Raw genomic sequence first — 21,630 nt, 5'->3', positions numbered from 1 at the left:
CTTAAAAACATATCATTATGCGAAATTCTACTTCCATTCATGCAGGATCAATGGCAGATATTGCCTTTTTAATGCTCATTTTTTTTCTTACCACCACGACCATCAATACGGATCAAGGTCTTGATCAAACGCTACCGGAAGATTGTAAGACCGAAGACTGTGCAACCAAACTGCTAGAGCGAAACATTTTTGAAATTCACTTAAACGATCAGGGTACCTTCTTAATTCAAAATAAAGTTTCGTCTAAAGAAGAACTCGCAAATCAACTTATTGATTTTGTTGAAAACCGAAGCGATAGTATGATCGCTCCTGAAAATCCAGCAGAGGCGGTAATTCGGCTTGAAGTCTCCCGTAGCAATTCCTATAAAAATTATGTCTCAATAATGGATGAAATTAAAGCAGCCTACTTACACATGCGAACGCAGTACAGTCAAGAAAAATTCAGTAAAAATTTTAGTGATTTGAATGCAATTGAGCGTAAGCTCGTGTTGAAGCAGTATCCTCTTCAACTTTCTGAAGCAACCAAGTAGTTAAAGTCCGGCACCGAGTAAGCTATCTTTTTTGAGCTCTTTTGCTATAACTTTTGAGAACTGGCTAAGGTTATACGGTTTGGTGATCACGTCATTCATTCCGCTTTCCTTAGCTTTTTGTTTGATATAATTAGCTTCGGCAGCCGTAAGCGCAATAATCGGAATGGTTTTGTCAAACACCCTGATCTCTTTTGTAGTTTCATAACCATTCATACCCGGCATATTGATATCCATCAATATCAGGTCGAAATGATGCTTACGCACGCGCTCTAAGGCTTCTTCGCCATTTTGAGCCTCAAATACCTGAGCATGTTGCTTTTCTAAAACACGACGCGTAACCATTCGGTTAATCTTATTATCATCTACGATAAGAATACGCTGATTGGTTAAATCGGTTAAAACTTCCTCCTCTTCAGCTTCTCCTTTTTTACGTTTTCCTATAACTTCTAAAAGCGTTGCTTCCTTAAAGGTAATGGTAAAGCTAAACGTACTTCCCTTGCCCGGTGCACTAACCAGATGAATATCTGAGCCCATTTTGAGCAACAATTTTCTTACAATAGGCAAGCCGAGACCGGTTCCTTTATTCACGGTGTTTACGTGATCAATCTGACTAAATTCATCAAAGATCGATTTGTGCATCGCTGCCGGAATTCCAATACCATTGTCCTCTACTTCAAAATAAATGGCGTGTTTGCCATTAGCCAAATGATTACTGCGCAAGCGTAATGCAATAACACCCTTCGGCGTAAACTTTACTGCATTACCAAGAATATTCAGTAGTATTTGTGAAATACGTCGTGAATCTCCTACTACATAATTAGGAATAGAAGAATCAACATCACAAATGATTTTACAATCAGAATTTTTAAGACTGTTCTGATCAAAACTATTTGCCAATTCTTCTGCAAGCAATTTTAGATTGAAAGGCTTCTCAATAAATTTAAAGCTTTCATCCTCTAGTTTTGACAAGTCTAAAAGATCATTTATGATCTCAAGTAAGTGGTCTGCACTAAATTTTAGCGAACCTATTTCTTCTTTATATTCTTTGAAAGCTTCACTTTTTTCTAGCAACGCCACAATACCAGTCACGCCATAAAGCGGTGTTCGCATCTCGTGACTTAAATTAGAAAAGAATTTGGTCTTTGCTCGCTCACTTCTTTCGGCACTTTCTTTAGCCTGCTTAAGGTGTTTGTTATTGACTTTAAGATTGCGAATTAACCCCAAACGTAACTTCTCGCTATAAAATAGATACGCTAAAAAGAGCACCATTAAACCGATTATGGATCCCAATAAAACCGACTGGGTTTTCTTTCGCTTAAGGTCTTGATCTAAAATCTCTTGTTTTAATTCGGCATCATTACGCTCTCGTCTGAGTTCTTCGGCTTCTAATCGCGCTTGTGCCAGCTGAACGGTCTCTTTAGTTTTAGTGAGCTCTTTATTCTGATAGTAATCAAAGTACTTTTGATGCACCTCATACGCTGCTTCGGGCCGATTGTTTTCAGCTAAAAATTGAGCGTATTTGTTATAAAAATTAAGGGCCAGATAAGACATTTCAAAGCGCTCTATAATATCATAAGCACTGTGATAGTAGCTCAAAGCTTTATTATTAAAGTCTAATCCTCTGTAGTAATCACCCCATAAAATATCTAGATATGCCTTAGGATCATCGTATCTTAAAGTATCTGATTTATAGGATTTTTGAGCCTCTTTAAGATAAGGATACATCATCGTGTAGTTTTCCTCATCTCTATAAATCTCGGCAATATTTAAAGCCGCATCATTAAATTGATTGCTATTAAGCCTACGCTGAATCACTAAAGATTCCTTATACAATTTAAGCGCATCGCTTCTTCGGTCTGGAAAATAGGATAAACTGGCAGCGAGATTGTTTAATCCCCAAGATATAAGCGTATCATTTTTAGAAAGCTTCGCATAGTGCAAGGCTTTTTCTGCATAATCAAGCGCAGGAATAGTATCACTTAACTGATCGTATGTAAGACTGAGATAATTATAACCGTGAAAAAGAAAACCATTTTCACCCTTTTTAGAAGCTTGATTAATTAAAGTAGATGCAACTTCAATAACACGATCATATTCGTGTTGCTTGTTAAGTTGACGCAATTGACGCAACTGCTTCTGCAGAGAAAGCTTTTGAGTCGAGTCTACATCATGAGCCACAATAGCCGGACGTACAACGCTAAAGCAGAACAAGAAAGCAACAAATATAAAAGTTGGGTGTAGGTTTTTCAATTACATCATTTAAGTAACCGGGGCAAAAGTACAAATTTTATCGATTAAAAACACTTTTGAACACAATTTTAATTCTTCAACTATCTAATTTCCATTAGTTAAGTATAAAAATTACACTATAAGGGTTTTTGGTTTCAATTAGTAAGAATTAAGCTACTTTAAGATAGCGTCTACTCCTACAATTACAGAGAAATTACCAGAATTAATTGGTCTATATTTGCACTCATAAAAATTGCCAGAAATGAACATCGTTCTGAATCCTACTTATTTTCCTGATATAATTACCACTGCTGCTCTAGTACAAGCTACTGAGGTTCGTTTAGAGGTTTGCGACAATTATCAAAAACAGAGTTATCGCAATCGCATGCATATAAGTACTTCTAACGGCACGCTACTTTTGAATATCCCAATCAAGCATACTAGGACTGAAGGGCATAAAAAGACCAAAGACGCTTTAATAGAAAATAACTTTTTGTGGCAGCGTCAACACTGGCGTTCTATTGTTATTGCCTATCGTACTTCTCCCTTTTTCGAATTCTATGAAGATGATCTTTATCCTATTTTTCATACACCTTATGAAAATCTGCTGGAATTAAACAAAGCTACAATAGCGTGTATTTTAGAAATGCTTGATGTTGAAATAGATTTTACCACCACCGCAGAATATAAGAAGGAATATAATGATCAGACTGATTTACGCTTTTTAGCAAACGCAAAGCGGAAAAACCGATTAGCGATCCCTGAATATCGTCAGGTATTTAGTGAAGAAAATGGTTTTACACCACATTTGACGGTTCTTGACCTTATATTTAACTTAGGTCCAGAAGCGTTACCCTATCTTCAAAGCCTGGACTTAAAGTTCTAAAACGGCCATTATAGGAAAGTGATCTGAATAGGTCACGTCAAAATTCTCAAAAGCGCGCACCTTAAATTCCGGATCTGAAAGGATAAAATCTATACGCAGCGGAATAATATCAAAAATAAAGGTTCGGCCAAAGCCACTTCCCTGCTCTGCAAAAGCATCGGTTTTTTCTCCTTTTATCTTATTATAGGTATACGAGAAAACGGTGTTGTTAAAATCTCCCGCAACGATCTTTTTGTAAGGGCAAGCCGCTTGATGCTCCAGAAACAATTCCACTTGATCTTCCTGCTTTTTAAAAGCCCTACCCAGACGTCCAACTAATGATTTTGTATTTTCTTGCTCGAGGGCTCCTAATTCAGGTGTAAGCGCCAAAGATTGCATATGCATGTTGTAGATACGCAGGGTATCTTGCTTTTTTACAATATCCACAAAAATGGCATTGTTAAAAGTACTTTCAAAATCCAACGAACCTTGATTGATTATCTTATACTTTGAATAAATAGCCTGAATACTACTTCGGGTATTTGCATTAACACCAAAATAGTGATACGGATAATTTAAATCAGGTGCGCCGTGATTCGAAAATTCCTGATAGCATACGATATCAGGATTTGCTTGTTTAACAAGCGCTTCGTTTCCCGCCTGAATCGTATCTCTGCTGAAAGATTCACTTCTGAAAACATGCGCATTATACGTTAGAAGACTGATTTGATCTTCTGAAGATTCAAGCTCCGCCGGAAGGGTTCCCGATTCAATTTTATACAACGTGGTGTTATGCAGCATCCATAATACCAAAACCAAAATAGACAGTAGCATTTGCCTTTTAAATAGCAGCAACCAATATACCGCAAAAGCTAAATTAACGGCAATAAGCACCGGTATAATGAGTGTAAGCACCGCTATAGGTGGAAAAATCTTTGGTGGATAATATGGCAGTAAATAACCTACTAAAAGAAGTAACGCAAAGACGCTGTTAATAAGAAAAACAAATTTATTCCAGAGGTTTAAGTTTTTCATCAATTGTCTTTTCCGGCCTTAAATAAGAAATCTTTTTCTGCTTTAGAGAGGCTATCATAACCACTTTTGCTTATTTTATCAAGAATAGCATCTATTTGGGCTTGCTGTTCATTTTTTGAAACCCGAGAGCCTGAACGATACGTGCTTTTTTGTGCACTGGCCTGATTCTTATAAACCGTTTTCATATTGGCTTTTTTAGCCGACTTAGGCTTCGATTTAAAAAGATTAACAACACTATCAGCTAGACGCTCCCACCAGAGACCAATGTCATTACCCTTACTCAATTGCTGTGCGTAAACATAGCCAAAAATAGCTCCACCCACGTGTGCCAATAATCCACCTGCGTTACCTGAACTTGGTATTTGGATCAAATCTGTAAGTACCACAAAAACACCGATATGCCATAGTTTGACATTGAAAAAAATCACACGGACTTCAGTATTTGGAGTATATGCGGCAATAAAGATCATTATGGCTCTTACCGCTGCGCTTGCTCCTACGAGGTAAGCACTTGAAGTAATTAAAACCGGAAACAGATTATAAGCCAATACAAAGAGCACACCTCCGGCCAATGCGCCTAACAAATAAATAGTTAGGAAACGCTTTTCAGTAAAAAGATTGAGCACGATCTGACCAAACCAATACAGGATAAGCATATTCCAGAAAATATGCCAAAAACCTGCGTGCAAGAAGGCATACGTTAACAAAGACCACGGCTGAATGAGCAATCGGCTTAAGTCTGTAGGTAAACTAAACCATTGACTAAAAATAGATCCTGAATTCAGCATCCATTCTAAAAGCATAAAACTTATCCAGACCAAAACGTTGATCACGATAAGTTTTACGACAATATTTGCCGTTTTGTATTGATAACTTAAGCTTGGTCCTGCCATAGATTAATACCAGCGTTTGTCGTTAAAACTATTTTTTTTCCAATACCACATCATTATAAATCCAAATATCGCTCCACCAATATGCGCAAAATTGGCAATGTTTGCACCAAATATTGAAAAACCGGTCACTCCCGAAAACAAATCGAGCAAGATCAATCCCGGGATAAAAAACTTAGCTTTTATTGGAATTGGTAAGAAAATTAAGAATAATTCAGCATTAGGGAATAACATTCCAAAGGCCACTAAAACACCATAAATTGCTCCTGAAGCACCCACAGCAGATGTCGAGAATGCTTCGATCATTCCTCTCACTTTGTCCGGCTCATTAATATTAGGATAACTGTACTGACCAGATTGTTGAATACTCGTAAATGCTTTATTTACGGTATCACTAATTTCTGAAGGCGTTAAGCCTGCATTGATCAAAGCCTCATACCCCGCTTGATAATGGTAATAGCCCACAAGTGTATGAATCAAAGCTGCCCCTAATCCTGCCGAAAAATAAAAGAAAATAAACTTATTACGTCCCAAGGACTGTTCAACCGGCCCACCAAAAGCCCAAAGCGCATACATATTAAATAGAATATGAAAAATACTGCTCTGATCGTGCATAAACATATGCGTCACCGGCTGCCAGAAATGAAAATTAGGATTTTCAGGGAACCACAGTCCAAACAGTTGCACTGCGTTAGGTATTAAAAACTGTGACCCCAGAAAAAAGATCACATTGATGATTAAAAGTACTTTTACAGTTTCGGTTATTCTACCCATTAATCTGGTTTGAAATGTTTAAACGCCCATAAGCGCTTTTAATTATGCGTTAAATTTACGATCCAGCTCGTCTACTGTAAGCGTAATAAACGTTTTTTTAAGAAAAGGAGACAAGGTTGGCTCTGTACACGCAAAAAGTTTATTTACTAAATGCTCTCTAGAAAGCTCATCTAACTTTTCACCGGTTTTCACTGCCATACTTTTTGCCATACTCTTGGCGAGCACATCAGTCTGGCTAAAACCGGTATCCGGAACCTCTTGTTCCACGTCGCTTAAAAGTTGTTCTAGCACAATAGAAACCTCACTTTCTTGAATACTCGCAGGAATTCCTGAAACTTCTAAAACGCCGGCCTCAGGCATACTTAAGGCGAAGCCTGTATTTTCTAAAGAATCCTTTAATTCTTTTAAAATATCAATTTCTGAAGCTGAAAAATCTAAACGCAGCGGAAACAACAACTGCTGACTTACCGATTCTTTTACGGTAATATTCCGAAGGAATTCTTCGTACAATACCCGTTGATGCGCTCGACTCTGATCTATGAGCATCATCCCGCTTTTAATCGCGCTTACAATATATTTATTATGTAATTGATAAGTGTTTGCCGAATCACTTTCGGTCTCCTTAGCCTCACTAAAGCCTTTACTCTCCTGTTCTACAAAAAGCGATTCGGCCTCCGGCTCGTTTTCAATTTCAACGTGACTAAAATTGCTGGTGTCGTTTTTTCTATCAAGTCCGGCATACAAATTTTCCCAACCGGCAACACTTTTCTTTTCATAATTTGGAGCACTGCTAAAACCGCTCGTTTTCACTTTCTGCTCTTGCTCAAATGGATTGAAATGACGATCCACTTCAACTTTAGGCACTTGAGCTTCCTTGTTCTTGTACGAGTATGGTGTATCCATATTTGACTCTCGATTAAAATCAAGAATGGGCGCGATATTAAACTGCCCCAGACTGTGCTTAACGGCAGCTCTCAAGAGGGTATAGATCGCGTGCTCATCTTCAAACTTCACCTCGGTTTTAGTGGGGTGAATATTGATATCAATGGTTTTAGGATTTACCTTTAGATAGATAAAATAACTGGCACGAGCGCGATCAGGAAGCAAACCATCAAACGCCGCACTAACCGAATGGTTGAGATACGGATGCTTAATAAAGCGATCGTTTACAAAGAAAAACTGCTCCCCTTTGGTTTTTTTTGAAAACTCAGGTTTAATGATAAACCCGTCGATATTTACAATTTCTGTTTCTTCAGAAACAGGAACCAATTTCTCATTCGTTTTAGGGCCGAAAACTCCCACGATACGCTGACGCTTATTCGTTTTAGGAAGGTTGAAGAGTTCGCTGTCATTGTGATACAGCACAAAAGCGATCGCCTCATGTGCCAAGGCTACGCGCTGAAATTCGTCAATCACATGCCGTAATTCAACAGCATCTGATTTTAAAAAATTCCGCCTAGCGGGAATATTAAAAAACAAATTTTTTACCGCTATCGAAGTTCCTTTGAGTGCTGCACAGACCTCTTGATTTTTTATTGTACTTCCTTCGATTTCAATACGCGTTCCTACCTCTTCATCTTCGGGCTTGGTTTTGAGATCTACGTGTGCTACCGCAGCGATAGACGCTAAAGCTTCCCCTCTAAACCCTTTAGTGCTTAACGCAAAGAGATCATCTGCAGCAATGATTTTTGAAGTAGCATGACGCTCAAAACTCAAACGAGCATCTGTGGGACTCATACCCTTTCCGTCGTCAATGACCTGTATTAAGGTTCTTCCGGCATCTTTAACCACTAATTTGATAGTGGTCGCTCCTGCATCTATAGCGTTTTCTAATAACTCTTTTACCACCGAAGCCGGCCGCTGCACTACTTCTCCAGCAGCAATCTGGTTGGCAACGTGATCAGGTAAAAGTTTTATGATATCAGACATCTGGTAGTTTTACATAAACACCCATAAACGTTCAGCAAAATAATGCTGACGGAAATGGGTGTGAAAAATTTTTAATCGATACGGTTTATGGGAAGCAACAACTAGCCAAAAAATATACTTAGATCAAAATCGATGATGTATAAAAAGAGAAATACAAGAACCAATAAGATGATCAACGTAATCTTGTTTGCCCGTTCATCTTTATTGTATTTGAAGTCGTCCAAGGCCGTAGTGAACTTTTTCTTAAGACCTTTATTCTCTAAGGTAGCCTTACGATACTGATCAAATTTTGACTCTAATTTAAACGGACTCCCTTCTCCCTCGTAATAGCGAGGACTGTAGCTGTATTTCTTGTTTTTGCGTGTTTTTAAAACTCCCATAATTCCTAAATTTCAAAGTTACAATAAAAGGAAAGCGTATAAAAACAACTTTCTCTTAGATGTGAAATACAAAAAGCATTCCAACTAAGAATATAGAGAATTCTTTTTAAAAACGGGCGTTTTTGCGCAGTTGCGCCATTTTGATCGCAGCCACAGCAGCCTCAACTCCTTTATTTCCGTGTTGACCACCACTGCGGTCTACGGCCTGCTGCATCGTGTTATCAGTAAGCACGCAGAAAATCACAGGAATATCACTCTGAATATTGAGATCTTTGATCCCTTGCGTTACGCCTTCACAGACAAAATCAAAATGCTTGGTCTGCCCTTGAATCACGCTTCCTACTGCGATAACAGCATCAAGCATATCGTAACTCTGTTGCATTTTTTTGCATCCATAGATCAATTCAAAACTTCCGGGAACATTCCATCTTACGATGTTTTCCTTTTTTACACCGCAGTCTATAAACGTGTCAAAAGCACCTTGAAAAAGACCTTCTGTGATTTTATCATTCCATTCTGAAACAACAATCCCAAACCGAAAATCTTTCGCATTTGGGATTGTTGCTTTATCGTAAACAGACAAGTCTGTTGTAGCCATATTTATATTTTTAATTATTCAGCACCTGCAACGCCTAACAAAAGAGGTACTTCACCAGCTTCTGCAGATTCGCTATAATCTTCTTCAATTCTGTTTAAGAAAGAAACAGCTTTATCATTTTCATTTAGAGAAATAGCAACCTTTGCTGCTTTCAATAAGAAACGCGGTGCAACAAAGTTATTTTCACTTTTAGATGCTGCTTCTTCATAATAAGACAAGGCTTCTTCAGGTTGATCAAGCTGCATAAAAGCATCACCGATCGATCCTTTAGCTAGAGGTGCTAACATCGCATCCTCGCTTTCAAAAGCGTCTAATTGATCTATTGCTTCTTGATACTTATTTGTATTCAGATAAGCCATCCCCGCATAATAATGAGCAAGGTTACCTGCTTTTGTGCTTCCGTAGTTATCAATAATATCTAAGAATCCATATTTACCTTCACCTCCAGAAAGCGCAAGATTGAATAGAGAATCTTTTGCTACGCTACCTTCTACAGCTTCGTTAAAATAGTTTTGTGCTTGATACATCTCGTTTGACGCTTCAAGTTCTTTAGGCTCTTGAATGAATTTTTCAAACGCCAAGTAACCTAAAACGGCAACAACGATAACACCAATACCAATAAAAATTGGCTTCTGGTTATTTTCAACCCAAGCTTCGGTTTTTGAAGCACCTTCATCTAAGGATTCAAAAACTTCTGCAGTTGTGCTTTCTTCTTGCACGTGCTCCTCTACTTCTTCTTTAGTCTTGGGTTTGTAACCTCTTTTTTGATATGTTGCCATACTTTAACTTTTGTTGGGCGCAAAAATAAAATTTTTATTGAATATTAATAGCGTATTGTTTTGTTATTTTTCAATAATTTGCAAGCGCTATCACACTAAAACAAACCTTTATTTATCAAGGGTTTAGCGCGTTTCAAACCTCATTTTTGACTATGATTCTTAAAGCCTTATCGCTTATTAACTATAAAAATTTTGAATCTGCATCCTTTACATTAGATGCTAAAATTAACTGTTTTGTGGGTAATAATGGCGTAGGAAAAACTAATGTGCTTGATGCGATTTACCATTTAAGCTTTGGCAAAAGCTATTTTAACCCAATCACTACTCAGAATATTAATCACCAAGCCGATTTTTTTGTGATCGACGGTATTTATGACAAAAACGATCGGGATGAAAAAGTAATCGTAAGTGCTAAGCGGGGACAAAAAAAAGTGATCAAGCGTAATGGCAAAATCTATGAGCGATTTTCAGACCATATTGGTTTTTTACCTTTAGTGATAATTTCGCCTGCAGACCGGGATTTGATCATTGAAGGAAGTGAAACCCGCCGGAAATTTATGGATGGTGTGATCTCTCAAAGTGATAAAGCCTATTTAGATACTCTTATAAAGTATAACAAAACGCTTTCTCAACGGAATGCTTTACTCAAATACTTCAACGCTAATCATACGTTCAACGCAGATACACTTTCCATTTATAACCAACAAATGCACGAGCTGGGAACGGTGCTGCACAAAAAGCGTACGAAGTTCTTAGAAGACTTTACTCCCATATTTAAAAAGCGATATGCGGCAATAAGCGGAGATAAAGAGGCGGTAAAATTGAAATACAAAAGTCAGCTTAACGATGCTCCTTTAAGTCAATTATTTGAAGAAAACCTCAAGAAAGACCGTGCCTTACAATACACAAGTGTGGGCACACACCGCGACGATTTAAGTTTTAAAATAGAAAGTCATCCTATCAAGAAATTTGGTAGTCAGGGTCAGCAAAAATCATATCTCATTGCATTAAAACTGGCACAATTTGATTTTATCAAAGCACAAAGCAATACGACCCCAATCTTATTGCTAGATGATATTTTTGATAAATTAGACGAAAGCAGGGTGACGCAAATTATCGACTTGGTTAATGATGATAATTTTGGCCAACTCTTTATAAGTGATACGCACGCTGATCGTACTGAAGCTATTGTAAAAGAAATTCACCAAACCTATAAACTTTTTAAACTTTGAAGAAAACCGGATTCTTTATACTTGTAATACTTACTTTAATTGCCTGTGGAAAAAACGATCCTAAGGCGCAATTGCAACATCTGAATGGCTATTGGGAAATTGAAAAGGTTGAAACGCCGTACGGTGAGGATAGAGGCTACAAATTTAATGAGCGCGTAGACTATATTGAGATTGAGGATTCTGTAGGATTTAGAACCAAAGTGCTTCCGCGTATTGACGGGACTTTTGTGAACAGTGAAACCCAAGAAAAAGTAACAGTTAGAATAATAGATGATTCCTTACGTTTAAACTACAGCACCCCGTTTGCTGAATGGACAGAGACGGTTCTGGAAGCAAACGACGAACTTCTTAAAGTTAAAAACGATCGCGGAATGATCTATTCTTATAAAAAATTTGAAAAAATAAATATTACCGATTAATGGCACAACGTGACGCAGATCCTAAATCTATAAAAGATGTTCTCGGAGCATTTGTTGAAACTAATAAACTACAAAAAGGCTTTGATAAAGTCAATGTCGCCGATGCCTGGCGGGATGTGATGGGTCCGGCAATAGCAAAATACACCACACAGATCAAGCTTGATAATGACCGACTCATAGTGCAATTAAGTTCGTCTGTATTGCGCGAAGAATTGAGTTATGGGAAAGAAAAAATTATGCGCAATCTCAATGAAGAATTGGGCAAAGAAATTATTACAAAACTTGTTTTAAGGTAGTTCTAGACCATAAAAAAGCGGCTCACTGAGCCGCTTTTTTTTTATTGACACCGCCAAAGAGATTAACCTCCCTAAGCTTGCCTAAAATTTGAAATTTATTGTTAACAATCGCTCAAGTACTCTGCCCTGAGTAAATATTTCAATTTCTAATTGTATTAGAACATCTCTCTTCCTGAAAAGTGAAATGCACCTTCAATTGCTGCATTTTCATCGCTGTCACTTCCGTGGACTGCGTTTTCACCTACAGACTTAGCATACATTTTTCTGATTGTTCCTTCTGCAGCATCAGCAGGGTTAGTAGCTCCTATAAGCGTTCTAAAATCTTCAACTGCATTTTCTTTTTCTAAGATAGCCGCAACAATAGGACCTCTGCTCATAAACTCAACAAGCTCTCCGTAAAAAGGACGCTCACTGTGTACTGCGTAGAATTCTTGTGCATCTGCTACAGTCATTTGAGTTAATTTTAAAGCTACGATACGAAATCCTGAAGCTGTAATTTTTTCTAGTATTGCTCCAATGTGTCCATCTTCAACAGCATCGGGCTTAATCATGGTAAACGTTCTGTTTGTTGCCATTTTTTGTTTTTTAATAATTTCGCTAAAGCGGAATTTTCTGTTTTTAAAATCGCTGCAAAAGTAATTCTTTTAATTACAAAAGCTAAAGGCTTAACGATTATTAATAGTCTTGTTGTAATTCACCTAAGATTTCACCACCTACTCCTATGATTTTCATAGCAATACGATTCGATTCTAAGTCAACATCTACCATTCCATAACTGCGCGTGCTTACTACCTTACCTACGCGATACCTATTAGGTTCCCCGTCATACTCAATATACGAATGCGTAAGTCCGCTAGAAGTAAAGTCGATCAAAGGGTAATCCAGACCTTTGACTTTTTTCCTTGAGAATTCAGAAATATGACGGTCACCACTCAAAACCAAAACAGCCTGCGCCTTTGATTTATTCAAAGCCTTTTCAAAACGTTTCACCTCTTTAGGCAGATTTCCCCAGGTTTCAAAACCATGTTGAGCGCTCAGCAGCTGAATACTGCTCATTATGATTGTAAAATCTGTGGCCTCGGCAAGTTCCTCTTTAAACCACTTCCACTGCGTTTCACCTAAAATAGTCCCTCTTTTAATTTTTCGATACCGCTTTTCGGGATTGATTGAAGGTGCTAAGTCGGTTCTAAAATATCGAGTATCAAGTACAATAATTTTGATGGTTTTACCGGCTTTAACAAAGGTTCTGGCGGTATATACGCCTTCTCTGCTACGCGCAGGAGCATCTTTAGGTGTTCCTATAAAATCTAAGAACAACTGCTGACTTTGCTGCTTTTTAGCATAGGCTGCTCCACCATCATTAATGCCATAATCGTGATCATCCCACGTGCCCATAACCGGTAGCTCTTCAATAAAATTGCGGTATGCAGTATTGGCTAATTGTTTAGCATACATCGCTTTCATTTTATCCATATCTTCAGTATCTGCATAGATCACATCACCACCCCAAATAAACAGATCAGCGTTGCGAGCATTCATATCTTCCCAAAATGGATTGGGCAAATCAACCTTATTACACGAACCAAATAGAATTTTAAAATTAGTGCTCGTTTGTGCCAAAAGCGCGCTGTACAAATTGAAGCACAGCATCAAAGCAAAAAATGCTTTTATTTTCAATCTCATAATATTTGTGTTTGGCCCAAAAATAAGGCATCTCACATTAAGCCTAGATGAAGAAATTGTATATTCGCCTCCTATGAAAGCATCAGAATTAGCTGTTCTTAAAGAGCTATTGGCTACGCCTAAAAAAATTGTGATTGTTCCCCATAAAAATCCAGACGGTGATGCTATGGGATCTACACTGGCACTCTATCAATATTTAGTAAAAACAGGACACAAAGCACACGTGGTCTCGCCTAACGATTATCCTAAATTTTTAAAATGGCTCCCGTACGAGGATACGGTGGTCAAATTTGATCTTCAGAATAAAAAGGCGGTACGGCTCATCAATGAGGCTGATCTTATATTCACATTAGACTTCAATGCGCTTTCACGAGTTGCCGAAATGGAACCTGCCCTAAAAAACGCAAGTGCCCAATTTGTGATGATCGATCATCATCAACAACCTGATGATTATGCTGTTGTAACTTATAGTGATACCAGTGTTTGCGCTACCTGCCAGATGGTTTACCATACCTTTGAGATGCTTGGAGTGACTGATCTCATCGATGCTGATATGGCCACGTGTTTATACACAGGAATTATGACCGATACGGGGTCGTTTAGATTTCGTTCTACCACGGCTACAACGCATCAGGTGATCGCTGCTCTTATTGCTAAAGGCGCAGATAACGCATTGATACACGAGAAGATTTATGACGCCAATAATTTCTCCCGAATGCAATTGCTGGGTACTGCCTTGACAAACCTGCATCGTCTTGAAGAATACCGTGCAGCTTATATTACCCTATCGCAAGAAGAACTCGACGCGCACGATTATCAAAAAGGAGATACTGAGGGTTTTGTAAACTACGGCTTGTCGCTTGAAAACACGGTGTTAGCATTAATCTTTATCGAAAATAAGCAAGAGGGAATAATTAAGATCTCTTTGCGTTCTAAAGGTGATTTCTCTGTGAATTTAATGGCACGTGAACATTTTGAAGGTGGTGGGCATACCAATGCCGCCGGTGGTAAAAGTGATCGCTCATTAGAAGATACTGTTGCTTATTTTATTAGTATATTACCTCAATACAAAGAAGCTCTTAATGAATAGATCAATATGCGCACTACTGCTGATTCTTTTTGTGATCAGTTGTAAAACTCCAGAAGCCAGGAGACCGGTAAGTCATTCTTCAGGCTCCTATATTGACGCTTCTATTGCGCGCAACAAAAAATTGAATAAAGCAGAAGAAACAGCCATCAAAGAGTTGATGGCTCAAAATCCCGAAGTTGAATATTTCGCTTCAGATAAAGGCTTTTGGTATTATTACAATACCAGAGATACTACTGCTTTGCCCACTGCGCAAACCGGAGATTTGGTGACTTTTGATTATGAGATCAATGCTCTTAACGGCGCTTCAATTGTTTCTAAAGCAGAACTAGGCACGCAGACTTACCAAATAGAACAAAGCAATCAAGAACTTATTTCAGGCCTCAAAGACGGCTTAAAGCTTATGAAAGAAGGTGAGACTGTGACTTTTTTGCTTCCATCGCATAAAGCTTTTGGGTACTATGGTTTTGAAGATAAAATAGGTTCAAACCTTCCTATTCAAACTACCGTTACCCTTAACGATATTAAACCCGGAAATTCTGAAAATTAATTATGAGGAAAGCCCTTCTTTTTACATTCTTAATTCTTTTTGCGCTTGTTTCTTGTTCTGATGAGCAATACCCCGATCTTGACAACGGTTTGTATGCCGAAATCAAAACCAATAAAGGGACTATGGTCGTTCAGCTTTTTTACGATCAGGTGCCGGCGGCAGTGGCTAACTTTGTATCTCTTGCTGAAGGAAACAATCCGCTTGCTGATTCTATTTACAAAGGGAAACCCTATTATGACGGCATCAAGTTTCACCGAATCATCAAAGATTTTATGATTCAAGGCGGAGATCCCAACGGAACCGGTAGTGGCGGTCCCGGATATAAATTTCACGATGAATTTAGTCCTGAACTTAAACACGATACCATCGGCGTTTTATCTATGGCCAACTCGGGCTACGGAACTAACGGTAGTCAGTTTTTTATCACGGATGCCCCTACTCCACACCTTGATGGTTATGATGCTGAAAATAACCTTAAGAATTGCGAGAATCCTCAAATAGGCTGTCATACGGTATTTGGGCAACTTGTTCTTGGTTTTGATGTTTTAAAAGCGATCACCGAAGTTGAAATGAAAGATGCGCGCCGCGGAAAACCTATGCGTCCTGTCACGATGGAATCGGTACGTATCATTCGTAAAGGGAAAGACGCGAGACACTTTGAAGCTCCTGAAGTTTTTACGGAAGAAATTGATAAACGCGCCGAAGAACTTGCCGAAGCCGCAAGAGCTAAAGAGCAATTGAAAGAAGAACAACGCGCCCTTTTTGAAGAACAGCGTCAACAGGCGGATACCTTAGAAAGCGGACTAGCGATCTTTATTTCCGAAAAGGGAAGCGATGAAAAACCCAAACGTTCGCAAATGGTCAAAGTAAATTATGCAGGGTATTTTGAGGATGGCGAACTCTTTGACAGCAGTATGAAAGCTTACGCTGAAAAATGGGATATGCAAACCCGTCCTAAAGAAGAAATGTACGGTCCTACTGAAATTCCATATGGTCCAGAAGCTCAGATGATCGCTGGTTTTAAAGAGGGCGTGCAACAGCTCAATTACGGGGACAAAGCCACATTGTTCATTCCTTATTATTTAGGCTATGGTGAACGCGGTTACCGTATTATTCCGCCAAGAACCAATCTGGTATTTGAGATCGAATTGGTTGATGATCGCGAAACTGAATAAATAATAAACCGCCTGAATTGGCGGTTTTTTTATGGATACTATCCATAATTATCACATCGCAAAACCGCTCACTTTCCTCCCAAATGTTAATACAAGGGGGAGCTATCTGTTAAGCTCTTCTAAAAAATCAGCTTCTTTTCCTTAAATGCGATGAATTGGCAACACCTTTGCCTATACTTGTTTGTTCATATAAAAAGAAACAACAATGATTACATTCAAAAAGAATATTATAACTCTAGCATTAACCGGAGCGCTTGTAGGTGGTTTAAGTACCGCTGCAAAAGCACAACAATTACCGGCTGTTGCTACTGCTCAAGCGCAAACTACGATCAGTACTGCTGAGCTTACAAAATTTGCTGATGCATTTCAAGAAGTACAGGTAGAAAACCAAGCTGCACAACAGGAAATGATGGGCATTATAAAAACCGAAGGTTTAGATGTGCAACGTTTTACCGAAATTCAAAAAGCACAAATGAATCCGGAAACTGAGGTAGAAGCAACAGATGAAGAGTTGAAAAAACACGCTGCTGTAGTTGCCGAATTAAAAAAGATGCAACCTGCGTTAGAGACTAAAATGGCGGGCATCATTGAAGAGCACGGCTTAACTTTAGATCGTTACAAAGCCGTAGCAATGGCACTTCAACAGGATAAAGAACTTCAGAAGAAGTTTCAAGGAATTATGATGAAGAAACAAACAGAAGGATAAATTCTGAACTGCATAAAATGAAAAGGGAGCTGAAATTCAGCTCCCTTTTTTTTATCTCAAAATTTCCGACTATTTCTTCACCGGAATATCTTTTAAAATTTCCTGCACAAATACCCAGAATTTCTGTACTGAAGAAATACTTGCACGTTCATCAGGCGAGTGCGCTCCGCGTATGGTAGGACCAAAAGAAATCATATCCATCTCCGGATAATTTTGCCCTAAAATTCCACATTCTAAGCCGGCGTGACAGGCGGCAACGTGAGGAGCTTCGTTATTTAAGTTTGTGTATTTTTCAACCAAAACTTTTAAAATCGGACTGTCCATATTAGGCTTCCATCCCGGATATTCTCCTGACAACTCCACCTCGCATCCTATAAGTTCAAATACACTGCGAATGGTATTGGCAAGATCTGTACGCGAAGATTCTACAGACGATCGCGTCAAACATAAAACCTCTATATTTCCGTCCTTTACATTTACGCGCGCTAAATTATTTGATGTTTCTACCAGCCCCTCAATATCAGGACTCATACGGTAAACACCGTTCCAGGCCGCTTGTAAAGCTTTTAACAAACCTTCCTGAACCCCAAGATTCATAACGGTTTGAGGTAACTCTTGAGCTTCTAATGTAACAGTTAGATTTGGTTCTAAGGTTTTATATTCCTCTTTAAGGGTTTCGGTAAATTCTGCAATATCTGCTTTAAACGCTTCGGTATGAATTTCATCAATACAAAATACAGCGATGCTTTCTCTAGGGATTGCATTACGCAGCCCACCACCGTTTATTTCAGCAATCTGCAATCCATAGTTCTCAAAACCGTCAAGCAAAAACCGATTCATAAACTTATTAGCATTGCCAAGACCTTTAATGATATCCATCCCAGAGTGGCCGCCTTGCAATCCATTAACCGTTAATTTAAAAGCTGTTTTTCCTTTGGCAACCTTTTCTTCGCTATACGTTCGCGTAGCTGTAATATCAACTCCTCCGGCACAGCCTACGCCAATTTCGTCATCTTCTTCGGTATCTAAATTGAGTAAGATATCACCTTGCAATACACCCGCTTTAAGGCCCATCGCTCCGGTCATTCCGGTTTCTTCATCAATCGTGAATAACGCTTCAAGCGCAGGGTGCGGGATATCGGTGCTTTCTAAAATAGCCATAATGGTCGCAACACCTAGACCATTGTCGGCACCTAGTGTAGTACCTTCGGCCTTGACCCAATCACCTTCTACTTTCATCTTAATTCCTTCGGTATCAAAATCAAACTGCGTCGCATTATTTTTTTGATGCACCATATCAAGATGCGATTGCATCACCACCGTCTGCCGATCTTCAAGTCCAGCTGTAGCAGGCTTTCTGATGATCACATTTCCTACTTCGTCTACAAAGGTTTCCAAGTTCAATCCTTCTCCAAAAGACTGCATAAATGCGATCACACGAGCCTCTTTTTTAGACGCTCGGGGCACGGCATTAAGGTCTGCAAACTTCTGCCAGACTGCCTGTGGCTCTAGCTGGCGTATATCTTTATTTGTCATAATAATCTGTTTTTGCAAAGGTACAGGATAAGCATTCTTCCGCTTTTAAATTCTGCTGGTTTTTAAGCTAAGTTTTAAACGTTAATCTTGGTTAAATCCTTTAGCAGCGCGTAAACTCTAATTAACTTTTACCAACTAAAATTTATACCGATGAAAAAATTAGATGAACGAAGCATAAAAGAGCGATTAGACAAATTAGAAGGCTGGGAATATAAAGACAATGCCATTCATACCTCTTTTGAATTTGAGAATTTTAAAGAAACCTTTGCAACTATGACCCGCATCGCTTTTGAAGCAGAATTACAACAGCATCACCCAGAATGGACTAATGTTTACAACACTTTAAACATATCGCTATCTACCCACGATGCTGGCGGACTCACAGAAAAAGATTTTAAGCTCGCGCACACTATTGAAGCATTGTTAGGCAATTGAGCAATCTGGTGCGCTTCAAGGTTCATTTTAAATCTCTAAATAGACTTTTGGAAATGCTGAATTTTGTTAAATTTACCGCCTTTAAAAATCCGAATTATGGGAAGAGCATTTGAGTTTAGAAAAGCTCGTAAGATGAAGCGCTGGAGCGCAATGGCGAAAGCCTTTACACGAATAGGAAAAGATATTGTAATGGCCGTTAAAGAAGGCGGTCCTGATCCTGATTCTAACTCTCGCTTGCGTGCCGTTATACAGAATGCCAAGAGTGTGAATATGCCTAAAGACAATATCGAGCGCGCGATTAAACGCGCTAGCGATAAAAGTCTAGGGGATTATAAAGAAGTGCTTTTTGAAGGATACGCGCCTCACGGAATTGCCATTCTTATCGAGACGGCGACAGATAACAACAACCGTACGGTAGCAAACATCCGCTCGTATTTTAATAAGTGTAACGGAAACTTAGGAACTTCAGGTTCGGTTGAGTTTATGTTCGATCATACGTGTAACTTTAGAATTAACGCGGAAGGTGTTGATGCTGAAGAACTCGAACTGGAACTAATAGATTACGGTGCTGAAGAAGTTTTTGAAGACGAAGACGGAATCATCATTTACGGTCCTTTTGGAAGCTTTGGAGCGTTACAGGCCTATCTTGAAGAAGCCGGCCACGAAATCCTTTCTAGTGGCTTTGAACGCATTCCTCAGGTAACAAAAACCCTTACCCCCGAAGAGGCAGAAGATGTTGAGAAGCTTTTAGAAAAAATTGAAGAAGACGATGACGTACAAAACGTATATCACTCAATGGATGAAAGCTCTTCAGGAAGTGAAGAATAAAAAGATTTCAATTTGAACGAATAAAAAAGGAGTCCATTGGCTCCTTTTTTATTTAATGTAATTCGCTGTTTTTATTTCGCAATATTCACCGCTCGAGTTTCTCTGATCACAGTAATTTTAACCTGACCTGGATAGGTCATATCGGTTTGAATTTTCTGCGAAATTTCAAAAGATAACGCCGAAGCTTTCTCGTCGTTTACTTTTTCACTTTCAACAATTACACGTAGTTCTCTACCCGCTTGAATCGCGTAAGCCTTCTTAACTCCAGCAAAGCCAAATGCGATATCCTCAAGGTCTTTTAAACGCTGAATATACGAATCCAACACCTGACGTCTCGCTCCAGGTCGTGCACCGCTGATCGCATCACACACCTGAACGATAGGCGCTAGTAAAGTTTTCATTTCGATCTCGTCGTGATGGGCTCCAATAGCATTGCACACATCAGGTTTCTCACCGTATTTCTCTGCCCACTCCATACCTAATAGTGCGTGCGGCATTTCACTTTCGGTCTCCGGTACTTTACCAATATCGTGCAAGAGTCCGGCGCGTTTGGCGAGTTTAGGATTGATACCTAATTCTGCAGCCATCGTAGCACAAAGTTTTGCTACTTCCCTACTGTGTTGTAATAAGTTTTGTCCGTAAGAAGAACGGTATTTCATTCTACCCACAGCTTTGATCAATTCTGGATGTAATCCGTGAATACCTAAATCAATTACCGTACGCTTACCAACTTCAACAATTTCTTGCTCAATTTGTTTAGTGGTTTTCTTAACCACTTCTTCAATACGTGCCGGGTGAATACGACCGTCTGTTACTAATTTGTGTAATGAAAGTCTCGCAACTTCTCGACGCACGCTATCAAAGCAAGAAAGTATGATCGCCTCTGGAGTATCATCTACAATGATCTCAACTCCGGTAGCCGCTTCGATTGCGCGAATGTTTCGGCCTTCACGACCAATAATTCTACCTTTTACATCATCACTTTCTAAGTTGAATACAGAAACACAGTTTTCTACTGCTTCTTCAGTACCAATGCGTTGAATGGTATTGATGATGACTTTCTTAGCATCTTGCTCTGCGGTAAGCTTAGCTTCTTCCATAGCATTCTGAATGAACGCCATCGCATCACTTTTAGCCTGATCTTTAAGCGACTCCACCAATTGCTCTTTAGCGTCATCTGCAGAGAGTCCGGAAATTACCTCCAGCTGTTGTACCTTACTTGCGTGTAGTTTGTCTATATCTGCCTGACGCTTGTCTAGATATTCTAAGCGATCGTCATAGTCTTTTACCTTAGCCTCAATCTCTTTGTTCAGCTTTTTATTTTTGGCAAGTTCGCTGCTCACTTGAGACTCCTTATCCCGAGTGCGTTTTTCAGCATCATTTATTTTCTTATCGCGAGAAAGAATCACTTTTTCGTGCTCAGATTTAAGCTCGATAAATTTTTCTTTAGCTTGAAGAATCTTATCTTTTTTGATAGACTCTCCTTCATTTTTAGCCTCCTTTACAATATTAGCCGCTTCTTTTTTAGCGTTGCTAACGATTTGCGAGGCATTATTTTTCTCTAGCAATTTTGCTAGTAAAAATCCCAGTGTGCCTGCTATTAAGATGACACCTACGATTATTAGTACAGTATTTCCCATTGAGTTAGTATATATATAAAAAAAGCCTACATTG

General features: G+C 38.9%; 23 protein-coding genes. 11 read left to right on the top strand and 12 right to left on the bottom strand.

Going from position 1 to position 21,630, the window contains the following annotated elements:
- The first annotated feature begins 17 nt into the window (after positions 1-17).
- Positions 18-530, top strand: a complete 513-nt coding sequence (locus tag LDL79_RS15665; protein WP_225598403.1) for an ExbD/TolR family protein — start codon at positions 18-20, stop codon at positions 528-530.
- Here LDL79_RS15665 and LDL79_RS15660 read toward each other — a convergent pair whose 3' ends face one another.
- Positions 531-2,780, bottom strand: coding sequence for a response regulator (locus tag LDL79_RS15660; RefSeq protein ID WP_225598402.1), 2,250 nt, complete (start codon positions 2,778-2,780; stop codon positions 531-533).
- A 241-nt stretch (positions 2,781-3,021) separates the two neighbouring features.
- Here LDL79_RS15660 and LDL79_RS15655 point away from each other — a divergent pair, with 241 nt between their 5' ends.
- The gene (locus LDL79_RS15655) at positions 3,022-3,645 is read left to right on the top strand and encodes a WbqC family protein (protein WP_225598401.1); all 624 of its coding nucleotides are present in this window, start codon (positions 3,022-3,024) and stop codon (positions 3,643-3,645) included.
- Here LDL79_RS15655 and LDL79_RS15650 read toward each other — a convergent pair.
- The 7 genes from LDL79_RS15650 to LDL79_RS15620 form a co-directional block, all read right to left on the bottom strand.
- Positions 3,634-4,659: an endonuclease/exonuclease/phosphatase family protein gene (locus LDL79_RS15650; RefSeq protein ID WP_225598400.1), complete on the bottom strand. Its 1,026-nt coding sequence runs from the start codon at positions 4,657-4,659 to the stop codon at positions 3,634-3,636. The two genes, LDL79_RS15655 and LDL79_RS15650, sit on opposite strands and share 12 nt — an antisense overlap.
- Entirely contained in the window at positions 4,659-5,552 is an 894-nt protein-coding gene (locus LDL79_RS15645; RefSeq protein WP_225598399.1) for a rhomboid family protein, read from the bottom strand. The genes LDL79_RS15650 and LDL79_RS15645 overlap by 1 nt, the downstream gene beginning before the upstream one ends.
- A gap of 3 nt (positions 5,553-5,555) precedes the next feature.
- A complete protein-coding gene (locus LDL79_RS15640) occupies positions 5,556-6,323 on the bottom strand; it encodes a rhomboid family intramembrane serine protease (protein WP_225598398.1) in 768 nt (255 codons plus the stop codon).
- Positions 6,324-6,365: 42 nt separating this feature from the next.
- Complete coding sequence (mutL, locus tag LDL79_RS15635) at positions 6,366-8,252, bottom strand: DNA mismatch repair endonuclease MutL (RefSeq protein WP_225598397.1); 1,887 nt, start codon at positions 8,250-8,252, stop codon at positions 6,366-6,368.
- A gap of 101 nt (positions 8,253-8,353) precedes the next feature.
- Entirely contained in the window at positions 8,354-8,632 is a 279-nt protein-coding gene (locus tag LDL79_RS15630) for a riboflavin synthase subunit beta (protein WP_225598396.1), read from the bottom strand.
- A gap of 106 nt (positions 8,633-8,738) precedes the next feature.
- Complete coding sequence (ribH, locus tag LDL79_RS15625) at positions 8,739-9,230, bottom strand: 6,7-dimethyl-8-ribityllumazine synthase (RefSeq protein WP_225598395.1); 492 nt, start codon at positions 9,228-9,230, stop codon at positions 8,739-8,741.
- A 14-nt stretch (positions 9,231-9,244) separates the two neighbouring features.
- Positions 9,245-10,009 (bottom strand): tetratricopeptide repeat protein, encoded by a 765-nt coding sequence (locus LDL79_RS15620; protein ID WP_225598394.1) that lies wholly within the window; start codon positions 10,007-10,009, stop codon positions 9,245-9,247.
- Positions 10,010-10,161: 152 nt separating this feature from the next.
- Between LDL79_RS15620 and recF the strand changes: the two genes are divergently transcribed.
- From recF to LDL79_RS15605, 3 genes are read left to right on the top strand one after another with little or no spacing between them, the layout of a single operon-like run.
- On the top strand, positions 10,162-11,241 hold the full coding sequence (gene recF, locus LDL79_RS15615) for a DNA replication/repair protein RecF (protein ID WP_072981937.1): 1,080 nt from the start codon (positions 10,162-10,164) through the stop codon (positions 11,239-11,241).
- Complete coding sequence (locus LDL79_RS15610; protein WP_225598393.1) at positions 11,238-11,660, top strand: lipocalin family protein; 423 nt, start codon at positions 11,238-11,240, stop codon at positions 11,658-11,660. The genes recF and LDL79_RS15610 overlap by 4 nt, the downstream gene beginning before the upstream one ends.
- Positions 11,660-11,956, top strand: coding sequence for a DciA family protein (locus LDL79_RS15605; RefSeq protein ID WP_072981934.1), 297 nt, complete (start codon positions 11,660-11,662; stop codon positions 11,954-11,956). Before LDL79_RS15610 ends, LDL79_RS15605 begins: the two co-directional genes overlap by 1 nt.
- Positions 11,957-12,111: 155 nt before the next feature.
- Here LDL79_RS15605 and LDL79_RS15600 read toward each other — a convergent pair whose 3' ends face one another.
- Both LDL79_RS15600 and LDL79_RS15595 read right to left on the bottom strand, forming a co-directional pair.
- Positions 12,112-12,531, bottom strand: coding sequence for a nucleoside-diphosphate kinase (locus tag LDL79_RS15600; protein WP_072981932.1), 420 nt, complete (start codon positions 12,529-12,531; stop codon positions 12,112-12,114).
- Positions 12,532-12,631: 100 nt separating this feature from the next.
- Complete coding sequence (locus tag LDL79_RS15595; protein WP_225598392.1) at positions 12,632-13,639, bottom strand: alkaline phosphatase D family protein; 1,008 nt, start codon at positions 13,637-13,639, stop codon at positions 12,632-12,634.
- A 73-nt stretch (positions 13,640-13,712) separates the two neighbouring features.
- On the opposite strand from LDL79_RS15595, the gene LDL79_RS15590 reads away from it, so the two are divergent.
- From LDL79_RS15590 to LDL79_RS15575, 4 genes are all read left to right on the top strand, one after another.
- Positions 13,713-14,729, top strand: a complete 1,017-nt coding sequence (locus tag LDL79_RS15590; protein ID WP_225598391.1) for a DHH family phosphoesterase — start codon at positions 13,713-13,715, stop codon at positions 14,727-14,729.
- On the top strand, positions 14,722-15,276 hold the full coding sequence (gene gldI / locus LDL79_RS15585) for a gliding motility-associated peptidyl-prolyl isomerase GldI (RefSeq protein ID WP_225598390.1): 555 nt from the start codon (positions 14,722-14,724) through the stop codon (positions 15,274-15,276). Before LDL79_RS15590 ends, gldI begins: the two co-directional genes overlap by 8 nt.
- A gap of 2 nt (positions 15,277-15,278) precedes the next feature.
- Complete coding sequence (locus LDL79_RS15580) at positions 15,279-16,451, top strand: peptidylprolyl isomerase (protein ID WP_225598389.1); 1,173 nt, start codon at positions 15,279-15,281, stop codon at positions 16,449-16,451.
- A gap of 205 nt (positions 16,452-16,656) precedes the next feature.
- Positions 16,657-17,157 carry a DUF4168 domain-containing protein gene (locus tag LDL79_RS15575; protein ID WP_225598388.1) on the top strand — a complete coding sequence of 167 codons (501 nt, stop codon included), beginning with the start codon at positions 16,657-16,659 and terminating at the stop codon, positions 17,155-17,157.
- Positions 17,158-17,226: 69 nt separating this feature from the next.
- On the opposite strand, the gene LDL79_RS15570 is transcribed toward LDL79_RS15575, so the two are convergent.
- Positions 17,227-18,693: an aminoacyl-histidine dipeptidase gene (locus tag LDL79_RS15570; protein ID WP_225598387.1), complete on the bottom strand. Its 1,467-nt coding sequence runs from the start codon at positions 18,691-18,693 to the stop codon at positions 17,227-17,229.
- A gap of 150 nt (positions 18,694-18,843) precedes the next feature.
- On the opposite strand from LDL79_RS15570, the gene LDL79_RS15565 reads away from it, so the two are divergent.
- Both LDL79_RS15565 and LDL79_RS15560 read left to right on the top strand, forming a co-directional pair.
- Positions 18,844-19,128 carry a 4a-hydroxytetrahydrobiopterin dehydratase gene (locus tag LDL79_RS15565; protein ID WP_225598386.1) on the top strand — a complete coding sequence of 95 codons (285 nt, stop codon included), beginning with the start codon at positions 18,844-18,846 and terminating at the stop codon, positions 19,126-19,128.
- Positions 19,129-19,224: 96 nt separating this feature from the next.
- Positions 19,225-19,956, top strand: coding sequence for a YebC/PmpR family DNA-binding transcriptional regulator (locus tag LDL79_RS15560; protein WP_225598385.1), 732 nt, complete (start codon positions 19,225-19,227; stop codon positions 19,954-19,956).
- Between the two features lie 71 nt (positions 19,957-20,027).
- On the opposite strand, the gene rny is transcribed toward LDL79_RS15560, so the two are convergent.
- Positions 20,028-21,596, bottom strand: coding sequence for a ribonuclease Y (rny, locus tag LDL79_RS15555; protein ID WP_225598384.1), 1,569 nt, complete (start codon positions 21,594-21,596; stop codon positions 20,028-20,030).
- Positions 21,597-21,630: the final 34 nt, after the last annotated feature.

This window comes from Leeuwenhoekiella palythoae (assembly GCF_020310025.1).
In the GTDB taxonomy this organism is placed as follows: Bacteria; Bacteroidota; Bacteroidia; order Flavobacteriales; family Flavobacteriaceae; genus Leeuwenhoekiella; species Leeuwenhoekiella palythoae.
The sequence above is the reverse complement of the archived record's forward strand: the minus strand, read 5'-3'. Positions and strand labels throughout refer to the sequence as shown.